The following is an 18,917-nucleotide window of genomic DNA, read 5'->3' on the forward strand; positions in this document are numbered from 1 at the left end:
AACCGGCCATGCAGTTCATTAATGACCGGTTCAGTTCGTAATACAGTGTCGGCATGGAATCCCAGCCGTCCGCCCTGCCCCCGTCCGCGCCGCGCGCGGTGCTGTTCGACGCCTACGGCACGCTGTTTGATGTCTACAGCGTGGCGTTGCTGGCCGAGCAGCTGTTTCCCGGCCAGGGCCAGCGCCTGGCGGTGCTGTGGCGCGACAAACAGATCGAATACACCCGGCTGGTGACCACCTGCAACGACGGCGCCCACTACCGCCCGTTCTGGGAACTGACCCGCGCCGCGCTGGTGTTCGCCATCAAATCAATAGCAAACAAAGACCTTTCCACGCTGGGTAACGGCCAATTGGAGGCCCAGGTGGACCAGCTGATGAACCAGTACCGGCATCTGAGCGCCTTTCCGGAAAACCGCGACGTGCTGATGGCCCTCAAAGCCCGGGGCGTGGTCACCGGCATCCTGTCCAACGGCGACCCGGCAATGCTGGGCATCGCCTTGCGCTCCAGCGGACTGGACGGCCTGCTGGACCATGTCATCAGCGTGGACCCGGTGCGCCGCTACAAGACCCACCCCGACGCCTACGCCCTGGGGCCCAAAGCCACCGGTTTCAAGGCGGCGCAGACCGTGTTTGTCAGCGCCAACGCCTGGGACGCGCTGGCCGCCACCTGGTATGGCTACCGCACGCTGTGGGTCAACCGCAACGGCCAGCCCTTCGAAGAACTGGGCACGCCCCCCACCCGCACCGGCACCGGCCTGCGCGACGTGCTGGCGTTTTTCCCTGACTGATCACCGCTTTTTTCTTTTTTATCGTTCCAACCGAGGACCTTCCCATGACCGCACGCACCACCGTCCACCGCCTGCAAGTGGCCAACGAGCTGTTCACCTTTGTCAACGACCAGGTGCTGCCCGGCACCGGCGTCAGCGCCGACCAGTTCTGGAGCGGCTTTGACGCCCTGGTGGCCGACCTGGCGCCCAAAAACATCGCCCTGCTGGCCGAACGCGACCGCCTGCAGACCGAGCTGGACACCTGGCACCGCGCCAACCCCGGCCCGATCCGCGACATGGCCGGCTACCGAAAGTTTCTCGAAACCATCGGCTACCTGGTGCCCCAGCCCGCCGGCGCCAAGGCCACCACCACCAACGTGGACGCCGAGCTCGCCACCCAGGCCGGCCCGCAGCTGGTGGTGCCGATCCTGAACGCCCGCTACGCACTCAACGCCGCCAACGCCCGCTGGGGCAGCCTGTACGACGCGCTGTACGGCACCGACGCCATCCCCGAGGCCGACGGCTGCGAAAAAGGCCCGGGCTACAACGACAAGCGCGGCGCCAAAGTCATTGCCTTCGCCCGCCAGTTCCTGGACGACGCCGCCCCGCTGGCCGAAGGCAGCCATGCCGACGCCACCGTCTACCACGTGGTGAACGGCCAGTTGCTGGTGTCGCTGACCGGCGGCCGCCGTGTGGCGCTGAAAGACCCGGCCCAGTTCATCGGCTACCAGGGCGAGGCCGCGGGCCCGTCGTCGGTGCTGCTGCAGCACAACGGCCTGCACCTGGACATCATCATCAACCGCGCCACCGCCATCGGCCAGACCGACAAAGCCGGCGTGGCCGACGTGGTGCTGGAAGCGGCGCTGTCCACCATCCTCGACCTGGAAGACTCGGTGGCCGCCGTGGACGCCGCCGACAAAGTGCTGGGCTACCGCAACTGGCTGGGCATCCTCAAGGGCACGCTGACCGAAGACGTCGCCAAGGGCGGCAAGACGTTCAAGCGCGGCCTCAACCCCGACCGCCTCTACACCGCCCCCAACGGCAGCGGCCAGGTGCGCCTGCACGGCCGCAGCCTGATGTTCGTGCGCAACGTCGGCCACCTGATGACCAACCCCGCCATCCTGTGGACCGACGCCCAGGGCGCGGTGCGCGAGATCCCCGAGGGCATCATGGACGCGATGGTCACCACCACCATCGCCCTGCACGACCTGCAGGGCCACGGCAAGGACGGCATCCGCAACAGCCGCACCGGCAGCGTCTACATCGTCAAGCCCAAGATGCACGGCCCGGCCGAGGTGGGCTTTGCCGCCGAGCTGTTCTCGCGCGTGGAGCGCGTTCTGGGCCTGGCCGACAGCACCGTCAAGCTGGGCATCATGGACGAAGAGCGCCGCACCAGCGTCAACCTCAAGGCCTGCATCGCCGCCGCCGCCAGCCGTGTCGCCTTCATCAACACCGGCTTCCTGGACCGCACCGGCGACGAAATGCACACCGCCATGCTGGCCGGCCCGATGATCCGCAAGGGCGACATGAAGACCAGCGCCTGGATCACCGCCTATGAAAAGAGCAACGTGCTGGTGGGCCTGTCCTGCGGCCTGCGCGGGCGCGCCCAGATCGGCAAGGGCATGTGGGCCATGCCCGACCTGATGGCCGCGATGCTGCAGCAGAAGATCGCCCACCCCAAGGCCGGCGCCAACACCGCCTGGGTGCCCAGCCCCACCGGCGCCACGCTGCACGCGCTGCACTACCACCAGGTCAAGGTGGCCGACATCCAGGCCGAACTGGAAAAAACCGACGCCGACGCCGCCCGTGACGAACTGCTCACCGGCCTGCTGACCATTCCCGTGGCCGCCAGCGCGAACTGGAGCGACGCCGAGAAGCAGCAGGAGCTGGACAACAACGCCCAGGGCATTCTGGGCTACGTGGTGCGCTGGGTGGACCAGGGCGTGGGCTGCTCCAAGGTGCCCGACATCAACGACGTGGGCCTGATGGAAGACCGCGCCACGCTGCGCATCAGCAGCCAGCACATGGCCAACTGGCTGCACCACGGTGTCGTCACCGAAGCGCAGGTGCGCGAAACCTTCGCCCGCATGGCCGCCAAGGTGGACGCCCAGAACGCCGGCGACCCGGCCTACACCCCCATGGTCGGCAACGAATCCGGCGCCGCCTTCCAGGCCGCCTGCGACCTGGTCTTCAAAGGCAAGGAACAACCCAGCGGCTACACCGAACCCCTGCTGCACGCGTGGCGGCTGAAGGTGAAGGCGGGCGCCGCCTGAACGGTTGCGACCCCGGCGGCCGGCCGGTCCTGATATGATAGCAGACCATGACCGTTTGACGCTGGGTATCGGCCAAAAAGGTCTGAAATCTGGCCACCACGGCGCCTGCGGGCGCCGTTTGACCTGACAGGCGGCGAAATGCGAGCGCTCAGGGCCACACGCCGTGCTGGCGCATCAGCTCAGCCACCTGTTTCGCCTCGGGCAAACCCATGCCCGCCAAGACACTGTGCGCCTCCCGCAACAGGCTTTCAGCCTCGTGCCGCCGCAAGGCCATTCGGAACAGCAGCATGGCAATTTTGACTTGTGTGATGGCCCGCCCGCGCACGTCGCCCAGGCGCTCGTAGACGGGCAGTTCATCTTCCTTGCGGATGCGCAGGGCCTCATCGAGTTGGCCGCGCGCCTGCAGGATGTCGGCGATCTGGCCCATGGTGACGGCCTTGGAGCGCACGTCGCCCTGGCGCTCGTAGACGGGAAGTTCCTCTTCCTTGCGGATGCGCAGGGCCTCATCGAGTTGGCCGCGCGCCTGCAGGATGTCGGCGATCTGGCCCATGGTGATGGCCTTGGAGCGCACGTCGCCCAGGCGCTCATAGACGGGAAGTTCCTCTTCCTTGCGGATGCGCAGGGCCTCATCGAGTTGTCCGCGCGCCTGCAGGATGTCGGCGATCTTGCCCATGGTGACGGCCTTGGAGCGCACGTCGCCCAGGCGCTCGTAGACGGGAAGTTCCTCTTCCTTGCGGATGCGCAGGGCCTCATCGAGTTGGCCGCGCGCCTGCAGGATGTCGGCGATCTGGCCCATGGTGACGGCCTTCTCGCGCACGTCGCCCAGCCGCTCGTAGACGGGAAGTTCATCTTCCTTGTGGATGCGCAGGGCCTCATCGAGTTGGCCGCGCGCCTGCAGGATGTCGGCGATCTTGCCCATGGTGACGGCCTTGGAGCGCACGTCGCCCAGGCGCTGGAAGGCAGGCTGAACTTCTCGCTGAAGAATGCGCAGGGCCTCATCGAGTTGGCCGCGCGCCTGCAGGATGTCGGCGATCTTGCCCATGGTGACGGCCTTGGAGCGCACGTCGCCCAGGCGCTCGTAGACGGGCAGTTCATCTTCCTTGCGGATGCGCAGGGCCTCTTCGAGTTGGCCGCGCGCCTGCAGGATGTCGGCGATCTTGCCCATGGTGACGGCCTTGGAGCGCACGTCGCCCAGGCGCTCGTAGACGGGAAGTTGTTCTTCCTTGCGGATGCGCAGGGCCTCTTCGAGTTGGCCGCGCGCCTGCAGGATGTCGGCGATCTGGCCCATGGTGATGGCCTTGGAGCGCACGTCGCCCAGGCGCTCATAGACGGGAAGTTCCTCTTCCTTGCGGATGCGCAGGGCCTCATCGAGTTGTCCGCGCGCCTGCAGGATGTCGGCGATCTTGCCCATGGTGATGGCGACCTCTCGTTCGGCGCCACGCCGCCGGTGGAAAGGCAACTCCAGCTGCTGCCAATGCAACAGGGCACCGTCATAGTCCCCGAGGTCAAACAACAGGCGGCCCAGTTCATCCAGCGGCGCCACCATCAGATCGGCCGGGGCATGCGGGTGTGCCGCCAACCACCCCCGGATTTCGGCGATGCGCCGATGGCGTTCCGCCATGCTGCGTCCGTCCACGCCGGAGGGCGGGTGCGTGTGTGGGCCGCTTTGCAGGGTCAGAACCGGCTCCATGGAACCCGCCGCGCCGCCTTGGGAAAAAACATAGACCCCGCTGCGCCAGGCCCAGAGGTCGGGCGCCCCTCGGGACGCCAGCGCGATGGCTTCGGCATCGAGCCAGAACACCAGACGTGCCGGCGCGCGGGAGGCCAGACGCTCTCGGCGCACGTTGAATTCATCCCAGCGCTTCGCATCAAACCAGCCGTGCGGACCGAAGACATGCACCACGTCAGCCGTAGTGGCCTGCCGGATCAGCCGCTGCTCCAGCGTCGCGATGTCCACAATCTTTCGCCCCAACGGCAATCGGCTGGTCCGCAGCCCTGCCCCGATCAAGACCTTGTCGAGCGCCGCCAGGACCTGCTGGCGCAGCCGCTCGTCGGCAGCGTCGACCAGCAACCATTGGAACGCCGGGCCGTGAACCAGCGTACGGACGAGTCGCTGAAAGTCGTCGAAACACGAGGCCGGCAACGCATGCGCCTCCTCCAGCCGAAGACGCTCAAGTTCAAAACCGGCTTGGGCCATCGCGTCACGTGCCCGGCAATGCGTCAGGCCGTGGCGGGTGGTGCCGTCTTCGCTGGCTGCGCCGCTTTCGCCAGCGCGTAGCCTTCGAGCGTGCGAATCACGGGATGGCTGCGTCGCCAGGCGCCATCGTTGTATTGCAACAGCGCCAGCCGATGCAGCAGGTGCTGCGCGGCTTCATCATTGCCACCCTGTTCGGGCGTGCTGTCGATACCGGCCAGCAGCTCGTAGTCAGCCGGCTTGAGGAAATAGCGGTAATCGGCCGCCAGTTGTGCAATGGATCGGCGCACAACGGCCTCATCAATGCGGGCGTCGGCAAACTCGCAGCACAGCTTGAGCAGGCGCAGCAGCTCACGCGGATGACCGCCGGAGTGTTCGACCAGACTGGCGACGACCTCATCGGAGGAAAACAGGCTGCGATCGGCACGCAACAGCAGCAATTGGGTCAGCGCCGTCCAGCCCGGCTCGCACCGAGACCCATCCCGTTCATGGAGTTTGACCATCGGCAGCACAATGTCGGCGTCGAGTTTGCCCCCCATGCGCCCGTCGTATTTGAGTTCCAGCGGGGCGGTGTAGATCGCCAGCGTCTGGATCGCCAGCAGTTGCTCGGCGTCCTGCACAAAGAACTGCTGCGTGTCTTCTCCCCGCATCTTGTCGGTGCCATCCACCAGGAAGAGAACGCGCTCGGCCCGGCCTTGCTCTTTCAGCATCCCCTCGATCGAGCGAATGAACTGATTGAAGGCTGCGGCAAGCGTGGTGAAGTGGTTGCGGATGTCTTGTCGCCACTCGTTTTTCTGGCTGGAGCCCGTCTTGAAGGCAGCGGTGAATTTCGCGAACAGCCTGACCAGCCCCGGAAGACCACCGCCAGCTTCCATGCCGGTCTTGACTTCAGCGTTCGACTCACGGGATTCGGTCCGAGTGCGGGTGACTTTGGCAAACCAGTCCCGCATCGGCTGGAGGTCGCCATCGTTCAGCGCGTAGCCATCGCCCACCATGCGTTCCAGCAAGGACTCGGCCATGGCCATCAAGGCTTCGGTGTACTGCAGATTGTTGCGATCGAGTTTGGCCAGAACGTCGACTTCCACCACGTAATAGCGGTTGGACTCGTTCAACCACTGGGCGTAGCGCCGCAGTTCGGTGGTCTTGCCACTGCCGATGTGGCCGAAAAAAAGCACGTGCTTTTCGTTGGGCGCAAAAAAAGCCTTGCTGGCGGGATCCCAGCCAAACTTGCGTGCCAGACGGGAAAAGGTCTGCTGGCTCCCGCGCGCCGAAGTGGTGTCGACAAACCGGGGGTCACCGGGGGGCAACGCCTCTTCGTACTCGATCTTCTGGAGAACTTCCAGAATATTGGACGATGCCTGGTATGTCATGGATTGCCTTTCGGAGCGCATTTTACGGGTGCCATCGTTATTGCGGGTTTTTGGGTACCCTCGCTTTGGATGACCTTTTGTGGGCCCAGGCTCGGACTGCGACAAAGCATGCGTGGCGGTTGAAGGTGAAGGCCGGGGCCGCCTGAACGGTTGCGACCCCGGCGACCGGATAGTCCTTTTCTGATAGCAAAATATGACCTTTTGACGCTGGGTAGGGGCTAGAAACAGTCCAGAATTCGAGAAAAACGGCGCCTGCGGGCGCCGTGGTGCTTTCTGGGGCCGGCTCAGTCGCGGTTGTGCAGCAGGTCGGCCTGGCGTTCGGCGGCGCCGGCGCGGACCAGGTCGTCGAGCAGGCCGGTGGTCCAGGCCGGCAGCGGGGGGGCGTCGGGCAGGCGGCTGTGGATCAGGCGGAAATACGGCGTGGCGAGGGCCCAGGCCAGCACCTCGGCTTCGGGGCGGGTCTGCCACTCCAGCAGCTTGAATTTCAGCAGCACCTTGGCGGCATGGCGGCTGTGGCGGGGCGGGTCGGCGCGGTAAGCGCGCAGGCGCTCGCGGGCAATGGCCAGCGCACCCGCCAGGTCGGTGAAAACCGCGCCATGGCCGGGCACGATGACGGCGGGGGCCAGGGTTTCGATCAGGTCCAGGGTCTGGCCGACCTCGTCGAAGGCCTGCTCGCCTTCCAGTTCCGGAAAGACCACGCCAAAGCCGCGCTCCCACAGCGCATCGGCGGAGATCAGCGTGCGCGAGAGCGGCTCGAACAGCACCACCGAGTGCGGGTCGTGCCCTGGCGCGGCGTGAACCTGCCAGTCGCGCCCGGCAAGCAGCAGCGTCTGCCCCGGGGTGAGCACGTCGTCGATCGCAAAGCGCGGGCAGACCTGGCCGGTGGGTTCGTAGGTCAGCGCCACCGGATCCCAGGCGCGCACCTGGGGCGCCAGCCCGGGCGGAATGGCGGTGTGCAGCCCCGGCCAGGCGGCCTGCAGCGCGGCGTTTCCGCCGACATGGTCGCTGTGCAGGTGGGTGTTGATCAGGCGCCGCAGCGGCTGAGCGCCCAGCGCCTGGCCCACCAGGGCCACGGTCTGGCCGGCATGGCTGGCGTAGCCGCTGTCGACCAGCGCGGCGCCTTCCGGCCCCTGGAACAGGATGTTGTTGGACGACAGCCAGCCGCGCTGGAACACCGTCATGCCCGGCGGCAGCGGCGGGGTGGGAGCAACAGAAGTCATGCGGGCAAGTATCGCCGCGGCAGGCGCCGGCGGCTGTCACCGCTGTGGTGCCGAAAAGAGGCCGTGCCGAGCGCCGCGCGCGCGGTGTCGGGGCGCGTGCCCCAGCGGTTCAGTAGTTGGTGGCGACCGGGTCGAAAGGCCCGGTCTGCGATGCGAGATCCGCTGTGGTCTTGAGGATGCGGATGGCCTTGCGCTCGGGGTGGGCGTGCATGTAATCCAGTGCCTCGCCGGCACGGCGCAGCAACAGGGCGGTATCGGTTTCCGTGCCGGTGACCAGCGAGCCGGCCACCTGAAAACGCAGCAGCGAGCCGATGGTCATTTCGTTGCCGCGGCGCAGACCGTGGGCGATGACCCGGGTGGCGATCTCGATGAGCTTGTCTTCGTTGATCGGGCCTTCGATCAGCACCACAAAACGGGTGCCCGCCCAGCGCGCGGCCGTGTCGCAGGAATCGACAATGGATCGCACCCGCGACGCCGCCAGCAGCAGCGCGGTTTCGGCCACCTGCCGGCCGCGCTCGGCCTGGATGTCGTCCAGGTTGTGCAGGCTGATCATCAGCAGTCCACCCTGGTGATTGAAGCGTTTGCAGCGGCTGACCAGGCGATCCAGGCGCAGGCGGGCGACCCGCTCATGGACCAGGCCGGTCAGCGGGTCGGTCTGCTGGCCCCCGGCAGCCTGCATGGCGACATCGCGCAGGTCGCGGGCGCGGCGGGCGATGACGGTCCACATCAGCGGCACGGTAACGATCGCGCCGATCTGGGTGGCATACGCCATGATCCAGTGGGCGTGGACGACCACACCACTTTCCCGTAGCACCTGGATGGTGCCGCCGACCAAGGCGGGCACCAGCGACCAGCCCACCGCCGCGCTGTGGCGGTTGCCGCGGCGGGCCGATGCCACCAGCGTCCAGATGGCCAGGGCCATAATCACGGCAAACAGGCCATCGCCGGTGCGACTGGCCGCTTCCGCGCCAAACAGATGGGCGACGCCCAGACCGATCACCGACGCCACCATCATCGCCCACAGCGCCAGCGAATTGGCCCGGCTGCGGGGGTGCTCATCCGTCACGGTCACCAGCAGCCACAGCAGCGCCAGATACAGCGCCGCGACCGACACGGTCTGCGCCAGGTCGGTCAGCCCCGGGTGTTGGGGCCACAGAAGTTCTTGGGCCAGGCCGAGGGTGACCAGCTGGAAACAGAACGCCGCCGAGGTCAACGCCAGGGCCGACGCCAGCACCCGATCCCAACGGATATCGCCGAGCAAGGCCACCAGCCACAAGGACAGCAGGCTGAGCCCGACCAGCAGGCCCATGGCGTACGCATCACTTTGCAGCCAGCGCTGGTAGTCCACCACCGGCTCGGCACGCCAGCGCAGCTCCAGCGGCAGTTTGGATTGGGCACTGAGAACCACCACGGTCGGGGCGGCCTCGGCCGATATCCGCACGACGGGAATGCGCCCGGGCAAATCCGTTGGTCGACGCGGATAGCTGGCGCCCGCCCGCTCGGTGGGCACCAGGCCCTGGGGTGACGCCTCCCACACCTGCAAGCGGGAAATCCCGGCGAAATCGAGACTGAAGGCGTAGTCAACGCCCGCGTCCGGCGCGGGCGGAGGGCTCCAGCGCAGCCACAGCTGCCCCGGTGCCGTGGGCACCGGCACCATGACACCGGCCGTCTGCCATTGGGGCGAGTCGACCGCCGGGGGGCGGTCCATGGCGCCACGGCTGTCCACAATGAAAGCCAGTCGGCCGTGCTGACCCATGGCGCCCGATCCGGCCATCATGGTCCAGCCCAGGCCTCCCAGCACCAGCGCGGCCGTGAACATGCCCAGCCACCGCAGCAGCGAGTTTCGACCGTGAAATTTCACCATGAATTATTTTTAGTACTTTGTACTTCTTTAATGAAGTATAGACCGATGATTGTGATTCGTTGCGTGACCCCAAACACAATCGCTACGCAATACGCAATCCCCTGTTCGTCCGGGTGGGGCGAAAGTCGACAAGCCGTTGCAGGAAAGCCACAGTCGCCGGGCCCTCGGAGGGCGGCAGGACGGGGCCGGCCATGGGGCGCACACGGCTTGACCTGCGTCTAGCCAGCGGTGTGTCACCGTTCTAAGATGGACTGATCCCCACGGAGTCAGGAGATTGCTGTCATGTTCGAATCCGCCGAAATCGGTCACACCATCGCCCGCAAGGAATACAAGGCCCGCGAACCCCTGCTGCGCGAGGCCCTGCTCAAGGCGCAGTACGCGCTGCTGGAAAACGCGAGCTTTCCGGTGATCATCCTGGTCAATGGCGTGGATGGCGCCGGCAAGGGCGAGACGGTCAACCTGCTCAATGAATGGATGGACCCCCGCCACATCCGCACCGAAGCGTTCGGCCCGATGGGGCCGGAAGAGCACCAGCGCCCGGACATGTGGCGCTTCTGGCAAGTGTTGCCGCCCAAAGGCAAGATCGGCATCCTGTTCGGGTCCTGGTATACCGACCCCATCCTGGCCCATGTGATGGGGACCGAAAAGAAGGCGACCTTCGATCGCCGCCTCGGCGCCATCCGCCAGTTCGAGCGCATGCTGGTGGCCGAAGGGGCGCTGGTCATCAAGCTGTGGTTTCACCTGTCCAAGAAGGCAGCGAAGCAACGCTTCAAGACGCTGGAGTCCGACCCCAAGACCGCCTGGCGGGTCACCCCTGGCGACTGGGAACGCCTCAAGCACTATGACGGCTTCGTCAAGGTGTGCGAGCAGGCGTTGCGCCGAACCAGCACCGGCGACGCGCCCTGGCTGGTGGTGGAAGGTGCGGACGCCGCCTACCGGTCGCTGACGGTGGGGCAATACATTCTGGACGGCATCACGCAGCGTCTGGGCGGACTGGCCCCGGCGCGTACCGGTGTGGCTGCGTTGTCGCCACCGCCACTGGACAACCGTTCGCTGCTGTCGTCCTTCGACTACAGCCGCGCGCTCAAGGAGAAGACCTATGACCGGCAGCTGGAGACACTGCAGGCGCGGCTGAACGGTCTGACCCGTGACCCGCGCATGCGCGACCGCTCGGTGGTGCTGGTGTTCGAAGGCATGGACGCGGCCGGCAAGGGCAGCACCATCCGCCGCATCACCCATGCACTCGACTCGCGCTTTTATCGGGTGGTGCCGGTGGCGGCGCCCAGCGAGGAAGAGCGCGCCCAACCCTACCTGTGGCGCTTCTGGCGGCACATTCCGCGTCACGGCCACGCGGTGATCTTCGACCGCTCCTGGTACGGCCGTGTGCTGGTCGAGCGGGTCGAGGGCTTTTGCGGTGAAGCCGACTGGATGCGCGCCTACGACGAGATCAACGCCTTCGAGGAACAGCTCGCCCAGGCCGGCGCGGTGGTGGTGAAGTTCTGGATGGCCATATCACCCGAAGAGCAATTGCGCCGCTTCCAGGAACGCAAGGACACACCCCACAAGAACTTCAAGATCACCGACGAAGACTGGCGCAACCGCGAAAAATGGCCGCAGTACGAACGCGCCGTGGGCGACATGGTGGACCGCACTTCCACCGACGTCGCTCCCTGGCACATTGTGGCCAGCAACGACAAGCTGTTCTCCCGCATCGAGGTGCTGACCCACCTGTGCGAGCGGCTGGAGGCCGCGCTGGAGGGTGTGGCTGCTCCGCCCCGCAAGGCCAAACGGTGAATCCGGCGGCCTCACTGCTGACGCTGCCGCTGGCGACGCTGGCCCACATCGCCCTGGCGCTGGCGGCGGTCGCGCTGGGCTTCCGGCTGGCGCGCCGAGGCCCGCGGCGGGTACTGGGCGTCGCCTGGGGCCTGCTGGTACTGGCGGTGCTGGCGCTCGCCGCACTCGCCTGGTGGGGCGAGGCCACCACCACGGCCCCGGCGCTGCGCACGGTTGCAACGCTGGCCTTGGGCATGGCGGCGGTGCAGATCGCCGGCACGGTGCTGTTCGGCGGCATATTGCCGCTGCTGCGCTTGCCGGCGCCCCGCATTGCGCAGGACCTCACGGTGGCCGGGCTGTCCGTGCTGGTGCTGCTGCTGTGGCTGCGCGCGTCGGGGCTGGAGGCCTCGCAGCTGTTCACCACCTCGGCGCTGATCACCGCGGTGCTGGCTTTTGCGATGCAGGACACGCTGGGCAATGTGCTGGGCGGCGTGTCACTGCAGCTGGACAACTCGCTGCGGGTGGGCGACTGGGTGCGGGTGGACGATGGCGTGAGCGGACGTGTGGTGGACGTGCGCTGGCGGGTGACCGAGCTGGCCACGCCGCGCGGCGAGTCAATCATGGTACCCAACGCCTGGCTGATGAAGAACCGCTTTGCCATCGTGCGCCCGGCCGAAGACGGCCAGCCGGCCTGGCGGCGCTCGGTCGAGTTCGATCTGGAATTGCAGGCCGACCCGGCGGAGGTAATCGCCGTGCTGCAACAGGTGCTGGCGGACGCCGACATCGCCCATGTGCGCCGGCAGCCGGCGCCCACCGTGGTGCTGCTGGCGCTCGGCTACGGCTGGGCCCGATACAGCCTGCGCTACTGGCTGGACGACCCGGCCCGGGACGATCCCACCGATTCGGCGGTGCGCCAACATGCGCTGGCGGCACTGGCGCGTGCGGGCATCCGCCTGGGCGTGCCGCAGCAGGAGCAGCGCATGATCAAGGAGAACGAAAGCTGGCACGCCGCGCAGGAAGCGCGCGAGCTGCAGCGCCGCCTGGCCGCCATTGCCCAGACCGCGCTGTTTGCCGGCCTGTCGACCGCCGAGCAGCAGGCGCTGGCGGCCCATCTGGTGCACGCGCCGTTTGCCGCCGGCGACACCATGACGCGCCAGGGCGCGGTGGCCCACTGGCTGTACCTGATTGTCAAAGGTGAAGCGCAGGTTCTGCACGAATCCGCCGCCGGCCGCCAGCCGCTGGCGGTGCTGCGCGCCGGCGACTGTTTCGGCGAAATGGGCATGCTGACCGGCGAGCCCCGACAGGCCACGGTGGTGGCCACCACGGCGGTGGACTGCTACCGGCTGGACAAAGCGGGCTTTGCGATGGTGCTGCAAAGCCGCCCGGACATCGCGCAGGAGGTGTCGGACATCATGCGCCGGCGCCAGGCCGAATCCGCCACACCCTCTCCCGAAGCCGGCCACACCGGCGCCAGCGACCTGCTGCAACGCATCCGGCATTTCTTTTCGCTGGGGGCGTGAGGCTCGTTTCCTCAGGTCGGTGTCAACGGCCCGCTCCAGCGCCGGTGGTTGGTGCGCAGCCGATGCTGCTCGCGCCAGTCCGCGGGCAACACCCCCGATTCGGCACGAAAAAGGCGGCGAAAGGTGCCCACGTCGCCATATCCGCAGGCCTGCGCCACCTGCTCGACCGTGAGGTAGGTCGTCTCCAGCAACACCCGGGCGCGCGCCAGCCGAAGGCCCCGCTGGTAGGCGTGTGGTGACTGGCCATGGGCCAACTCGAAATGGCGCAACAGGGTACGCGGGCTGGTGGCGGCCTCGGCCGCGAGGGCCGTGACGTCATACGGCGCGGCCGGATGGGCCTCCAGCCAGCGACGCGCCCGCTCCACCGCACCAGCCGGCACCCGCCGCGGCGTGGGCTCGGACACCAGGCCAGCGGCCACCTGCTGGCGGTCCGGCCGGTGCAGCAGCGCGTCGGCCGCCGTGGCGGCCAGGTCAGCCACAGGCGTACAACCGAGGGCCTGCAGGACCAGCTCGGTCGCCAGAACGGGGGAATCGCAGGTCCAGACCCGGTCGCTGCCGACCCATGGCCGGTCGGGCTGCCAGCGCGCGTCTGGCGCATGACGGGCCGCCAGCGGCACGAACGCCCACGGCGCCACGGCTTCACGGCCATCGAGCAAGCCCACGGCGGCCAGCAGTGCCACACCGTTGCCGATGCCCACCAGCTGCCCGCTGCGCGCATGGACGTCGCGCAGGCGCGGCCCGACCGCACCATAGGCACCGACACGCTCGTCAAGCGCCGGCCCGCTGTAAACATGCCAGCCGGGCAGCACCACCAGATCGGGCCGCCCGGAAAACCCCGGCCGGGGCAACAAGGGCCAGGACCGAACGGCCAGCCCCGGATCGGCGCGTGCGCCATCCGGGCCGATACAACGCCAGCGCATCACCGGGCCGGCGACGGGCTGCCGCATCGATGCCAGCGCCTGGACGGTGTTGAGAAGATCCAGCACCGTAGCGAGTACACCGGTCGCACTGCCCGGGCCACCCAGCAGTTCAATCCGGACCGGAGTCGTGTTGGCATCCATCGCACGCATCTTGACATTATTTGCACTTTCGAAAACTGACCGGATTGCCTACGCTGGCGCCATCGTGACACGTTGAAACCGCTCATCCTCAGGAGACCCCATGACCGAACCGCTGCTCCCGCCCTCCCGTTTGCTGACGCGCCGTCAATGGGTCGGCGCAGTCTCGGCCCTGATGGCCACGCCGACGCTGGCCCAAACGGCTTTTCCAAGCCGCACGCTGACCTTGATCGTGCCCTTCACCGCCGGGGGCTCGTCCGATGTGGGGGCGCGCATGCTGGCGCCGGAAATCGGCAAGCTGCTCGGGCAAACGGTGGTGGTCGAAAACCTGCCCGGCGCCGGGGGCGCACTGGCGATGCAGAAGTTGATCCGCTCACCCGCCGACGGTCACACCCTGCTTTACGGCGGCATGAGCGAGACCCTGCTGGTGCCCATGATCAACCCGGCGGTGGGCTACCGGCCCGAGGACTTGCAACCCATCGCGCTGGCTGGCAGCTCGCCCATCGTGGTCGTCGTGCGTCCGGATTTCCCGGCCAATACCATGGAAGAGCTGGTGGCACTCATACGTCGCCAGCCGGGCAAGTACAGCTTCGGCTCGGCGGGCATCGGCTCGTTTGCCCACGTCATGGGCGAGGCGATCAAGGACAAGGCTGGACTGTTCATCGTCCACATCCCGTATCGGGGCGGACAGCAGATTTTGGGTGACGTGATCGGCGGGCAGATCGACATGGGCATCACCACGGCTGCCAACGTCGCGGGCATGGTGGCGGCGCGGCGGGTCAAGGCGCTGGGGATTTCGGCGCCGGCCCGCGTCGAGGCCATGAAGGAGGTGCCCACTTTTTCCGAATCCGCCGCACTCAAGGGCATGGAGATGAGCGTCTGGGCGCTGGTTCTGGCGCCCAAGGGCACGCCGGTGGCGGTACAGGAGCAAGTGTCTGGCGCCATCAACACTGCACTGATGTTGCCGGCGATGAAGGCCGCCCGAGTCCGGCTGGCTTCCGACCTGCCAGGCCTGATGAACCCCGCCCAGGCCAGCGCGTTCCTGGCGGCGGAACAGGCCCGCTACCGCCCCGTCACGGCCCGCATCAAGCCCGAATAGGCAGCGACGTGACACTGCCCCAAGCAGTCGCTCCCGCCGAGGAAGGCGCTGTGGATTTTGCGCCGGACTACCCACTGGCGCGCCAGCGTTTTCTGGACGCGGCCCGAAGCGCCGGTGCCACGCTGACCGCTTACCCCCACCCCCTGCCCGGCCTGTTGGGCGAAAGACTCGCCTCCGATTTGGCCTGGCTGGGCCCGCGGGACGCCCGCCGTGTGCTGCTGAGCCTGTCGGGCACCCACGGTGTCGAAGGTCTGTATGGCAGTGGCTGCCAGAGCGGCTGGCTCAAAGGGCCAGGGCTTGAGCCCCTGCCGCCGGACACCGCCGTCGCACTGGTCCACGCGGTCAACCCCTGGGGCTTTTCCTGGGTGCGGCGGGTGGATGCCGACAACATCGACATCAACCGAAACGCCATTGACCACACCACGCCCCCGCCGCAAAACCACGACTACCGGCGGGTCCACGACCTGTCGCTGCCGGCCGTCTGGGACGCCCGGACGGCCGACGTCCTGAAGGGTGAACTCGCCCGCCTGATGGGCGAGCTGGGCCCACGACGGGTCACACGCGCGATCACCGGCGGCCAGTATGAGTACCCGGATGGCGTTTTCTACGGAGGTGCCGCGGCCAGCTGGTCCTGCCAAACCCTGCAGGCGCTGGTCGAGGCCCATCTCGGCTTCGCGCGGGTGATCGCGGTGCTCGACCACCACACCGGCCTGGGCCCGCAGGGACACACCGAAATCATCTGCCGCCATGAGCCGGCGACACCCGCATTGGCGCGCGCCCGCGCCTGGTGGGGTGCCGACGTGACCGCCACCGCTCTGGGCGAGTCCGAATCCGAGGTGATCGACGGCAACGTGCGCATGGCCTTTCAGCGCTGGTGCCCGCGTGCCCTGGTGGTGGCGGCGGCGCTGGAGGTGGGTACACGACCAGGTGACGTGGTGCTGCAGGCGCTGGTGGCCGACAACTGGTTGCACCAGCGCGGCGAGCCGCTTTCGGCACAGGGGGATGCCGTCCGGGCTCTGGTGCGCGACGCCTTCTATGTCGACACGCCAGCCTGGCGGCGGCGCTGTTTCGACCGTGCAATGGATCTGTACGCCGCCACCCTGGCCGGGCTGCAGCAGGAGGCCTTGGCGCCATGAATCCCGCCCCACCTCGCGTGGCCCTGTGTGGCTTTTTTCTGGAATGCAACCGCTGGGCGCCGGTGACCACCGGCGAAGACTTCAACGGTACCTGCGACCTTGCCGGCACTGCGCTGGGAGACGCCCTGCGCCAGGACCCCCCCCGGCTGCTGGGCGATACGGTGGGATTCGTTGCCGCCATGGATGCGCTGGGGCCCTGGGAGCCGGTTCCACTGCGTCTGGCTGCGGCCTGTCCGGGTGGACCGGCCGAGCAGGGCTGGTTCGAAGCGCTGCTGGACGACATCTCGACCAGACTGCGCGCGGCCGGCCCCCTGGACGGCGTGTTCATCTCGTCGCATGGCGCGGCCCTGACCACCGGAAACGACGACCCCGATGGTGTTCTGTTCGCGCAGATTCGGGCGTTGGTCGGCCCGGCGGTGCCGGTCGTGGCGGTGCTGGATCTGCACACCAACGTGTCCCGCCGCATGACTGACGCGCTGAGCGGCTTCGTGGCCTACCGCACCAACCCGCACGTCGATCTGCGCGAGCGCGGCGCCGAAGCAGCAGGGCTGATGCACCAGTTCTGGCGAAATGGTCCGGGCACCGTCGTGCTGGAACGCCTGCCGCTGGTGGCGCCCGCACCAGCGCAATTGATCGCACCCGGCACGGTCTACGACCGGCTGCTTGCACTGGGCCAGGAAGCGATTGACGACGACATCCTCAATGTCTCGCTGTGCGGTGGCTTTGCACTGGCCGATTGCCCCAAGTGCGGATTCGCGGTGGTCGTCACCACACGCCAGGGAGCGTCCGGTGCCGGACGCCAGACCGCCCGACGACTGGCGGAAGCCGTGTGGGCGGCCCGCGCCGAGTTCACTGCCCGCCTGACGCCACTGGCCGAGGCCGTGGCGATGGCCGTCGCCGCCGGACGGGACGGACCACCCCTGATCCTGGCCGATGTGGGCGACAACCCCGGCGGCGGCGGCGGCGGCAACACCGTGACACTTCTGCGCGCGCTGCTGCAGGCCAACGCACAGGGCGTGGTGCTGGGGGTGTTCACCGACGCGGCACTGGCCGCCGAGGCGTGCGCGCTGGCCCCCGGAGCCCGCTTCACGGCCCGCTTCAACCGACGGGCGAATGGCGCCTTTGCAGAGCCCTTCGACCACCCGGCCACGGTGCTGGCCGTGAGCGATGGCCGCTTCACTGGCGAGCGCGGGATGCTGCGCGGCATCGCCCAGCGCATGGGCCCCTCTGCCTTGCTGGATCTGGGCGGGGTGCGTGTCGCGGTGGTCAGCCTGCGCCAGCAGCTGCTCGATCCCGCCCAGCTCAAGACCCTCGGCGAGGACCTGTCTCAGGCACGGATCCTGGTCGCCAAAAGCCGGGGCCATTTCCGCGCCGGCTTTGACCAGTTCGCACCACCCGGGCGCATCGTGGAAGTGGACGCGCCCGGCCTGACCACTCCCAACCTGGCCATCCTGCCGTGGACCCGCCTGCCGCGCCCGGTGTTCCCGGTCGACCCCGACGCCACCTGGTCTGGCGCCACGCCCTGACATGGCCGTGTCTGCAAACAGGTCCGATTTCTGTCAGGCTACACAACCCTTTTTCTGGAGACCTTGCCGCCATGGACCTTTCCCGTTTTCCCCGCCGCCACTACACCCCGTTTGCCACGCCCATCGAGCCGATGCCGCGTTTTTCCGCCGCGCTGGCGGCCAGCTGCCCCGGCGGCGTCGGACCGGAGGTGTGGATCAAGCGTGACGACATGCTGGGGCTGTTCCCCGGCGGCAACAAGACCCGCAAGCTTGAATTTCTGGTGGCCGACGCGCTGGCGCAGGGCGCGGACACGCTGATCACCTGCGGCGCACCGCAGTCCAACCACTGCCGCATCACACTGGCGGCGGCCGTGAAGGAAGGGCTGCAGTGCCGCTTTGTCATCGAAGAGCGCGTGGCCGGCAGCTACGACGAACACGGCAGCGGCAACCACTTCATGTTCCGACTGCTGGGGGTGGAGGCGATCACCGTGGTGCCGGGCGGCAGCCCGATGGCGCCCGCGATGCAGCAGGTGGCCGACGAACTGGCCGCGCAGGGCCGCAAGGGCTACATCATTCCGGGCGGCGGCTCGAACGCGGTCGGCGGGCTGGGCTATGTGGCCTGTGCGCAGGAGATGCAGCAGCAGTTTTTCGACCAGGGCCTGCGCTTCGACCGGCTGGTGGTGGGCAGCGGCAGCTCCGGCACCCACGGCGGGCTGGTGGCGGGGTTTCTGGGCAACCACATCGACGTGCCCATCGTGGGCATCGGCGTCAGCCGCGACCCGGCCGACCAGCAGCCGCTGGTGATCAAGGAAGCCCAGGCGGTGGTCGACCTGCTGGGGCTGGGCCTGAGCGTCACACCGGACGACGTGACCTGTGTCGGCGGCTTCTGGCAGCCCAAATACTCGGTGCCGAACGCGAAGATGGTGGAGGCGGTGCAACTGCTGGCCCGCACCGAGGCGATTCCGCTGGACCCGGTCTACACCGGCAAGATCATGGCCGGCCTGATCGGCCTGGCGCGCCAGGGGCACTTCCAACCGGGCGAGAAGGTGCTGTTCCTGCACACCGGCGGCCTGCCGTCGCTGTTTGCGTATGCGCGGGAGGTGCTGGGGCAGGCGCCGGTGGCGGACTGAGGCGCCAA

Annotated in this window: 13 protein-coding genes; 8 read left to right on the top strand and 5 right to left on the bottom strand. The window is 67.7% G+C overall.

The annotated features are described in order from the left end of the window. The first annotated feature begins 53 nt into the window (after positions 1-53). Together AC2EBU_RS15140 and AC2EBU_RS15145 are read left to right on the top strand one after the other, a co-directional pair. Positions 54-788, top strand: coding sequence for a haloacid dehalogenase type II (locus AC2EBU_RS15140; RefSeq protein ID WP_484611278.1), 735 nt, complete (start codon positions 54-56; stop codon positions 786-788). 44 nt (positions 789-832) lie between these two features. Next, complete coding sequence (locus tag AC2EBU_RS15145; RefSeq protein WP_484611279.1) at positions 833-3,040, top strand: malate synthase G; 2,208 nt, start codon at positions 833-835, stop codon at positions 3,038-3,040. A gap of 148 nt (positions 3,041-3,188) precedes the next feature. Here the strand turns inward: AC2EBU_RS15145 and AC2EBU_RS15150 are convergent, their stop codons facing one another. From AC2EBU_RS15150 to AC2EBU_RS15165, 4 genes are all read right to left on the bottom strand, one after another. Beyond that, positions 3,189-5,237 carry a tetratricopeptide repeat protein gene (locus AC2EBU_RS15150; protein ID WP_484611280.1) on the bottom strand — a complete coding sequence of 683 codons (2,049 nt, stop codon included), beginning with the start codon at positions 5,235-5,237 and terminating at the stop codon, positions 3,189-3,191. Positions 5,238-5,260: 23 nt separating this feature from the next. Then, a complete protein-coding gene (locus AC2EBU_RS15155) occupies positions 5,261-6,604 on the bottom strand; it encodes an ATP-binding protein (RefSeq protein ID WP_484611281.1) in 1,344 nt (447 codons plus the stop codon). A gap of 284 nt (positions 6,605-6,888) precedes the next feature. Further along, entirely contained in the window at positions 6,889-7,824 is a 936-nt protein-coding gene (locus tag AC2EBU_RS15160) for an MBL fold metallo-hydrolase (RefSeq protein ID WP_484611282.1), read from the bottom strand. 109 nt (positions 7,825-7,933) lie between these two features. After that, positions 7,934-9,688, bottom strand: a complete 1,755-nt coding sequence (locus tag AC2EBU_RS15165; protein ID WP_484611283.1) for a GGDEF domain-containing protein — start codon at positions 9,686-9,688, stop codon at positions 7,934-7,936. Between the two features lie 282 nt (positions 9,689-9,970). Between AC2EBU_RS15165 and pap the strand changes: the two genes are divergently transcribed. Next, positions 9,971-11,482 carry a polyphosphate:AMP phosphotransferase gene (pap, locus tag AC2EBU_RS15170; protein ID WP_484611284.1) on the top strand — a complete coding sequence of 504 codons (1,512 nt, stop codon included), beginning with the start codon at positions 9,971-9,973 and terminating at the stop codon, positions 11,480-11,482. Further along, positions 11,479-12,981, top strand: a complete 1,503-nt coding sequence (locus tag AC2EBU_RS15175) for a cyclic nucleotide-binding domain-containing protein (protein ID WP_484611285.1) — start codon at positions 11,479-11,481, stop codon at positions 12,979-12,981. The genes pap and AC2EBU_RS15175 overlap by 4 nt, the downstream gene beginning before the upstream one ends. Positions 12,982-12,992: 11 nt before the next feature. On the opposite strand, the gene AC2EBU_RS15180 is transcribed toward AC2EBU_RS15175, so the two are convergent. After that, positions 12,993-14,051, bottom strand: coding sequence for a GlxA family transcriptional regulator (locus AC2EBU_RS15180; protein WP_484611286.1), 1,059 nt, complete (start codon positions 14,049-14,051; stop codon positions 12,993-12,995). A gap of 91 nt (positions 14,052-14,142) precedes the next feature. Here AC2EBU_RS15180 and AC2EBU_RS15185 point away from each other — a divergent pair, with 91 nt between their 5' ends. From AC2EBU_RS15185 to cuyA, 4 genes are all read left to right on the top strand, one after another. Next, positions 14,143-15,138 (top strand): Bug family tripartite tricarboxylate transporter substrate binding protein, encoded by a 996-nt coding sequence (locus AC2EBU_RS15185; protein ID WP_484611287.1) that lies wholly within the window; start codon positions 14,143-14,145, stop codon positions 15,136-15,138. A gap of 8 nt (positions 15,139-15,146) precedes the next feature. Continuing rightward, positions 15,147-16,274 carry a M14 family metallopeptidase gene (locus tag AC2EBU_RS15190; RefSeq protein WP_484611288.1) on the top strand — a complete coding sequence of 376 codons (1,128 nt, stop codon included), beginning with the start codon at positions 15,147-15,149 and terminating at the stop codon, positions 16,272-16,274. Then, entirely contained in the window at positions 16,271-17,800 is a 1,530-nt protein-coding gene (locus AC2EBU_RS15195) for a M81 family metallopeptidase (RefSeq protein ID WP_484611289.1), read from the top strand. Before AC2EBU_RS15190 ends, AC2EBU_RS15195 begins: the two co-directional genes overlap by 4 nt. Before the next feature lie 71 nt (positions 17,801-17,871). Next, complete coding sequence (gene cuyA, locus AC2EBU_RS15200) at positions 17,872-18,909, top strand: D-cysteate sulfo-lyase (RefSeq protein WP_484611290.1); 1,038 nt, start codon at positions 17,872-17,874, stop codon at positions 18,907-18,909. The last annotated feature ends 8 nt before the right edge of the window (positions 18,910-18,917 follow it).

This window comes from Curvibacter sp. T50 (assembly GCF_057219955.1).

Bases quoted from the DNA above. Each gene is read 5' to 3' on its own strand.
- AC2EBU_RS15140 (WP_484611278.1), top strand. From the start codon at position 54: ATGGAATCCCAGCCGTCCGCCCTGCCCCCGTCCGCGCCGCGCGCGGTG.
- AC2EBU_RS15145 (WP_484611279.1), top strand. From the start codon at position 833: ATGACCGCACGCACCACCGTCCACCGCCTGCAAGTGGCCAACGAGCTG.
- AC2EBU_RS15150 (WP_484611280.1), bottom strand. From the start codon at position 5,237: ATGGCCCAAGCCGGTTTTGAACTTGAGCGTCTTCGGCTGGAGGAGGCG.
- AC2EBU_RS15155 (WP_484611281.1), bottom strand. From the start codon at position 6,604: ATGACATACCAGGCATCGTCCAATATTCTGGAAGTTCTCCAGAAGATC.
- AC2EBU_RS15160 (WP_484611282.1), bottom strand. From the start codon at position 7,824: ATGACTTCTGTTGCTCCCACCCCGCCGCTGCCGCCGGGCATGACGGTG.
- AC2EBU_RS15165 (WP_484611283.1), bottom strand. From the start codon at position 9,688: ATGGTGAAATTTCACGGTCGAAACTCGCTGCTGCGGTGGCTGGGCATG.
- pap (WP_484611284.1), top strand. From the start codon at position 9,971: ATGTTCGAATCCGCCGAAATCGGTCACACCATCGCCCGCAAGGAATAC.
- AC2EBU_RS15180 (WP_484611286.1), bottom strand. From the start codon at position 14,051: ATGCGTGCGATGGATGCCAACACGACTCCGGTCCGGATTGAACTGCTG.
- AC2EBU_RS15185 (WP_484611287.1), top strand. From the start codon at position 14,143: ATGACCGAACCGCTGCTCCCGCCCTCCCGTTTGCTGACGCGCCGTCAA.
- AC2EBU_RS15195 (WP_484611289.1), top strand. From the start codon at position 16,271: ATGAATCCCGCCCCACCTCGCGTGGCCCTGTGTGGCTTTTTTCTGGAA.
- cuyA (WP_484611290.1), top strand. From the start codon at position 17,872: ATGGACCTTTCCCGTTTTCCCCGCCGCCACTACACCCCGTTTGCCACG.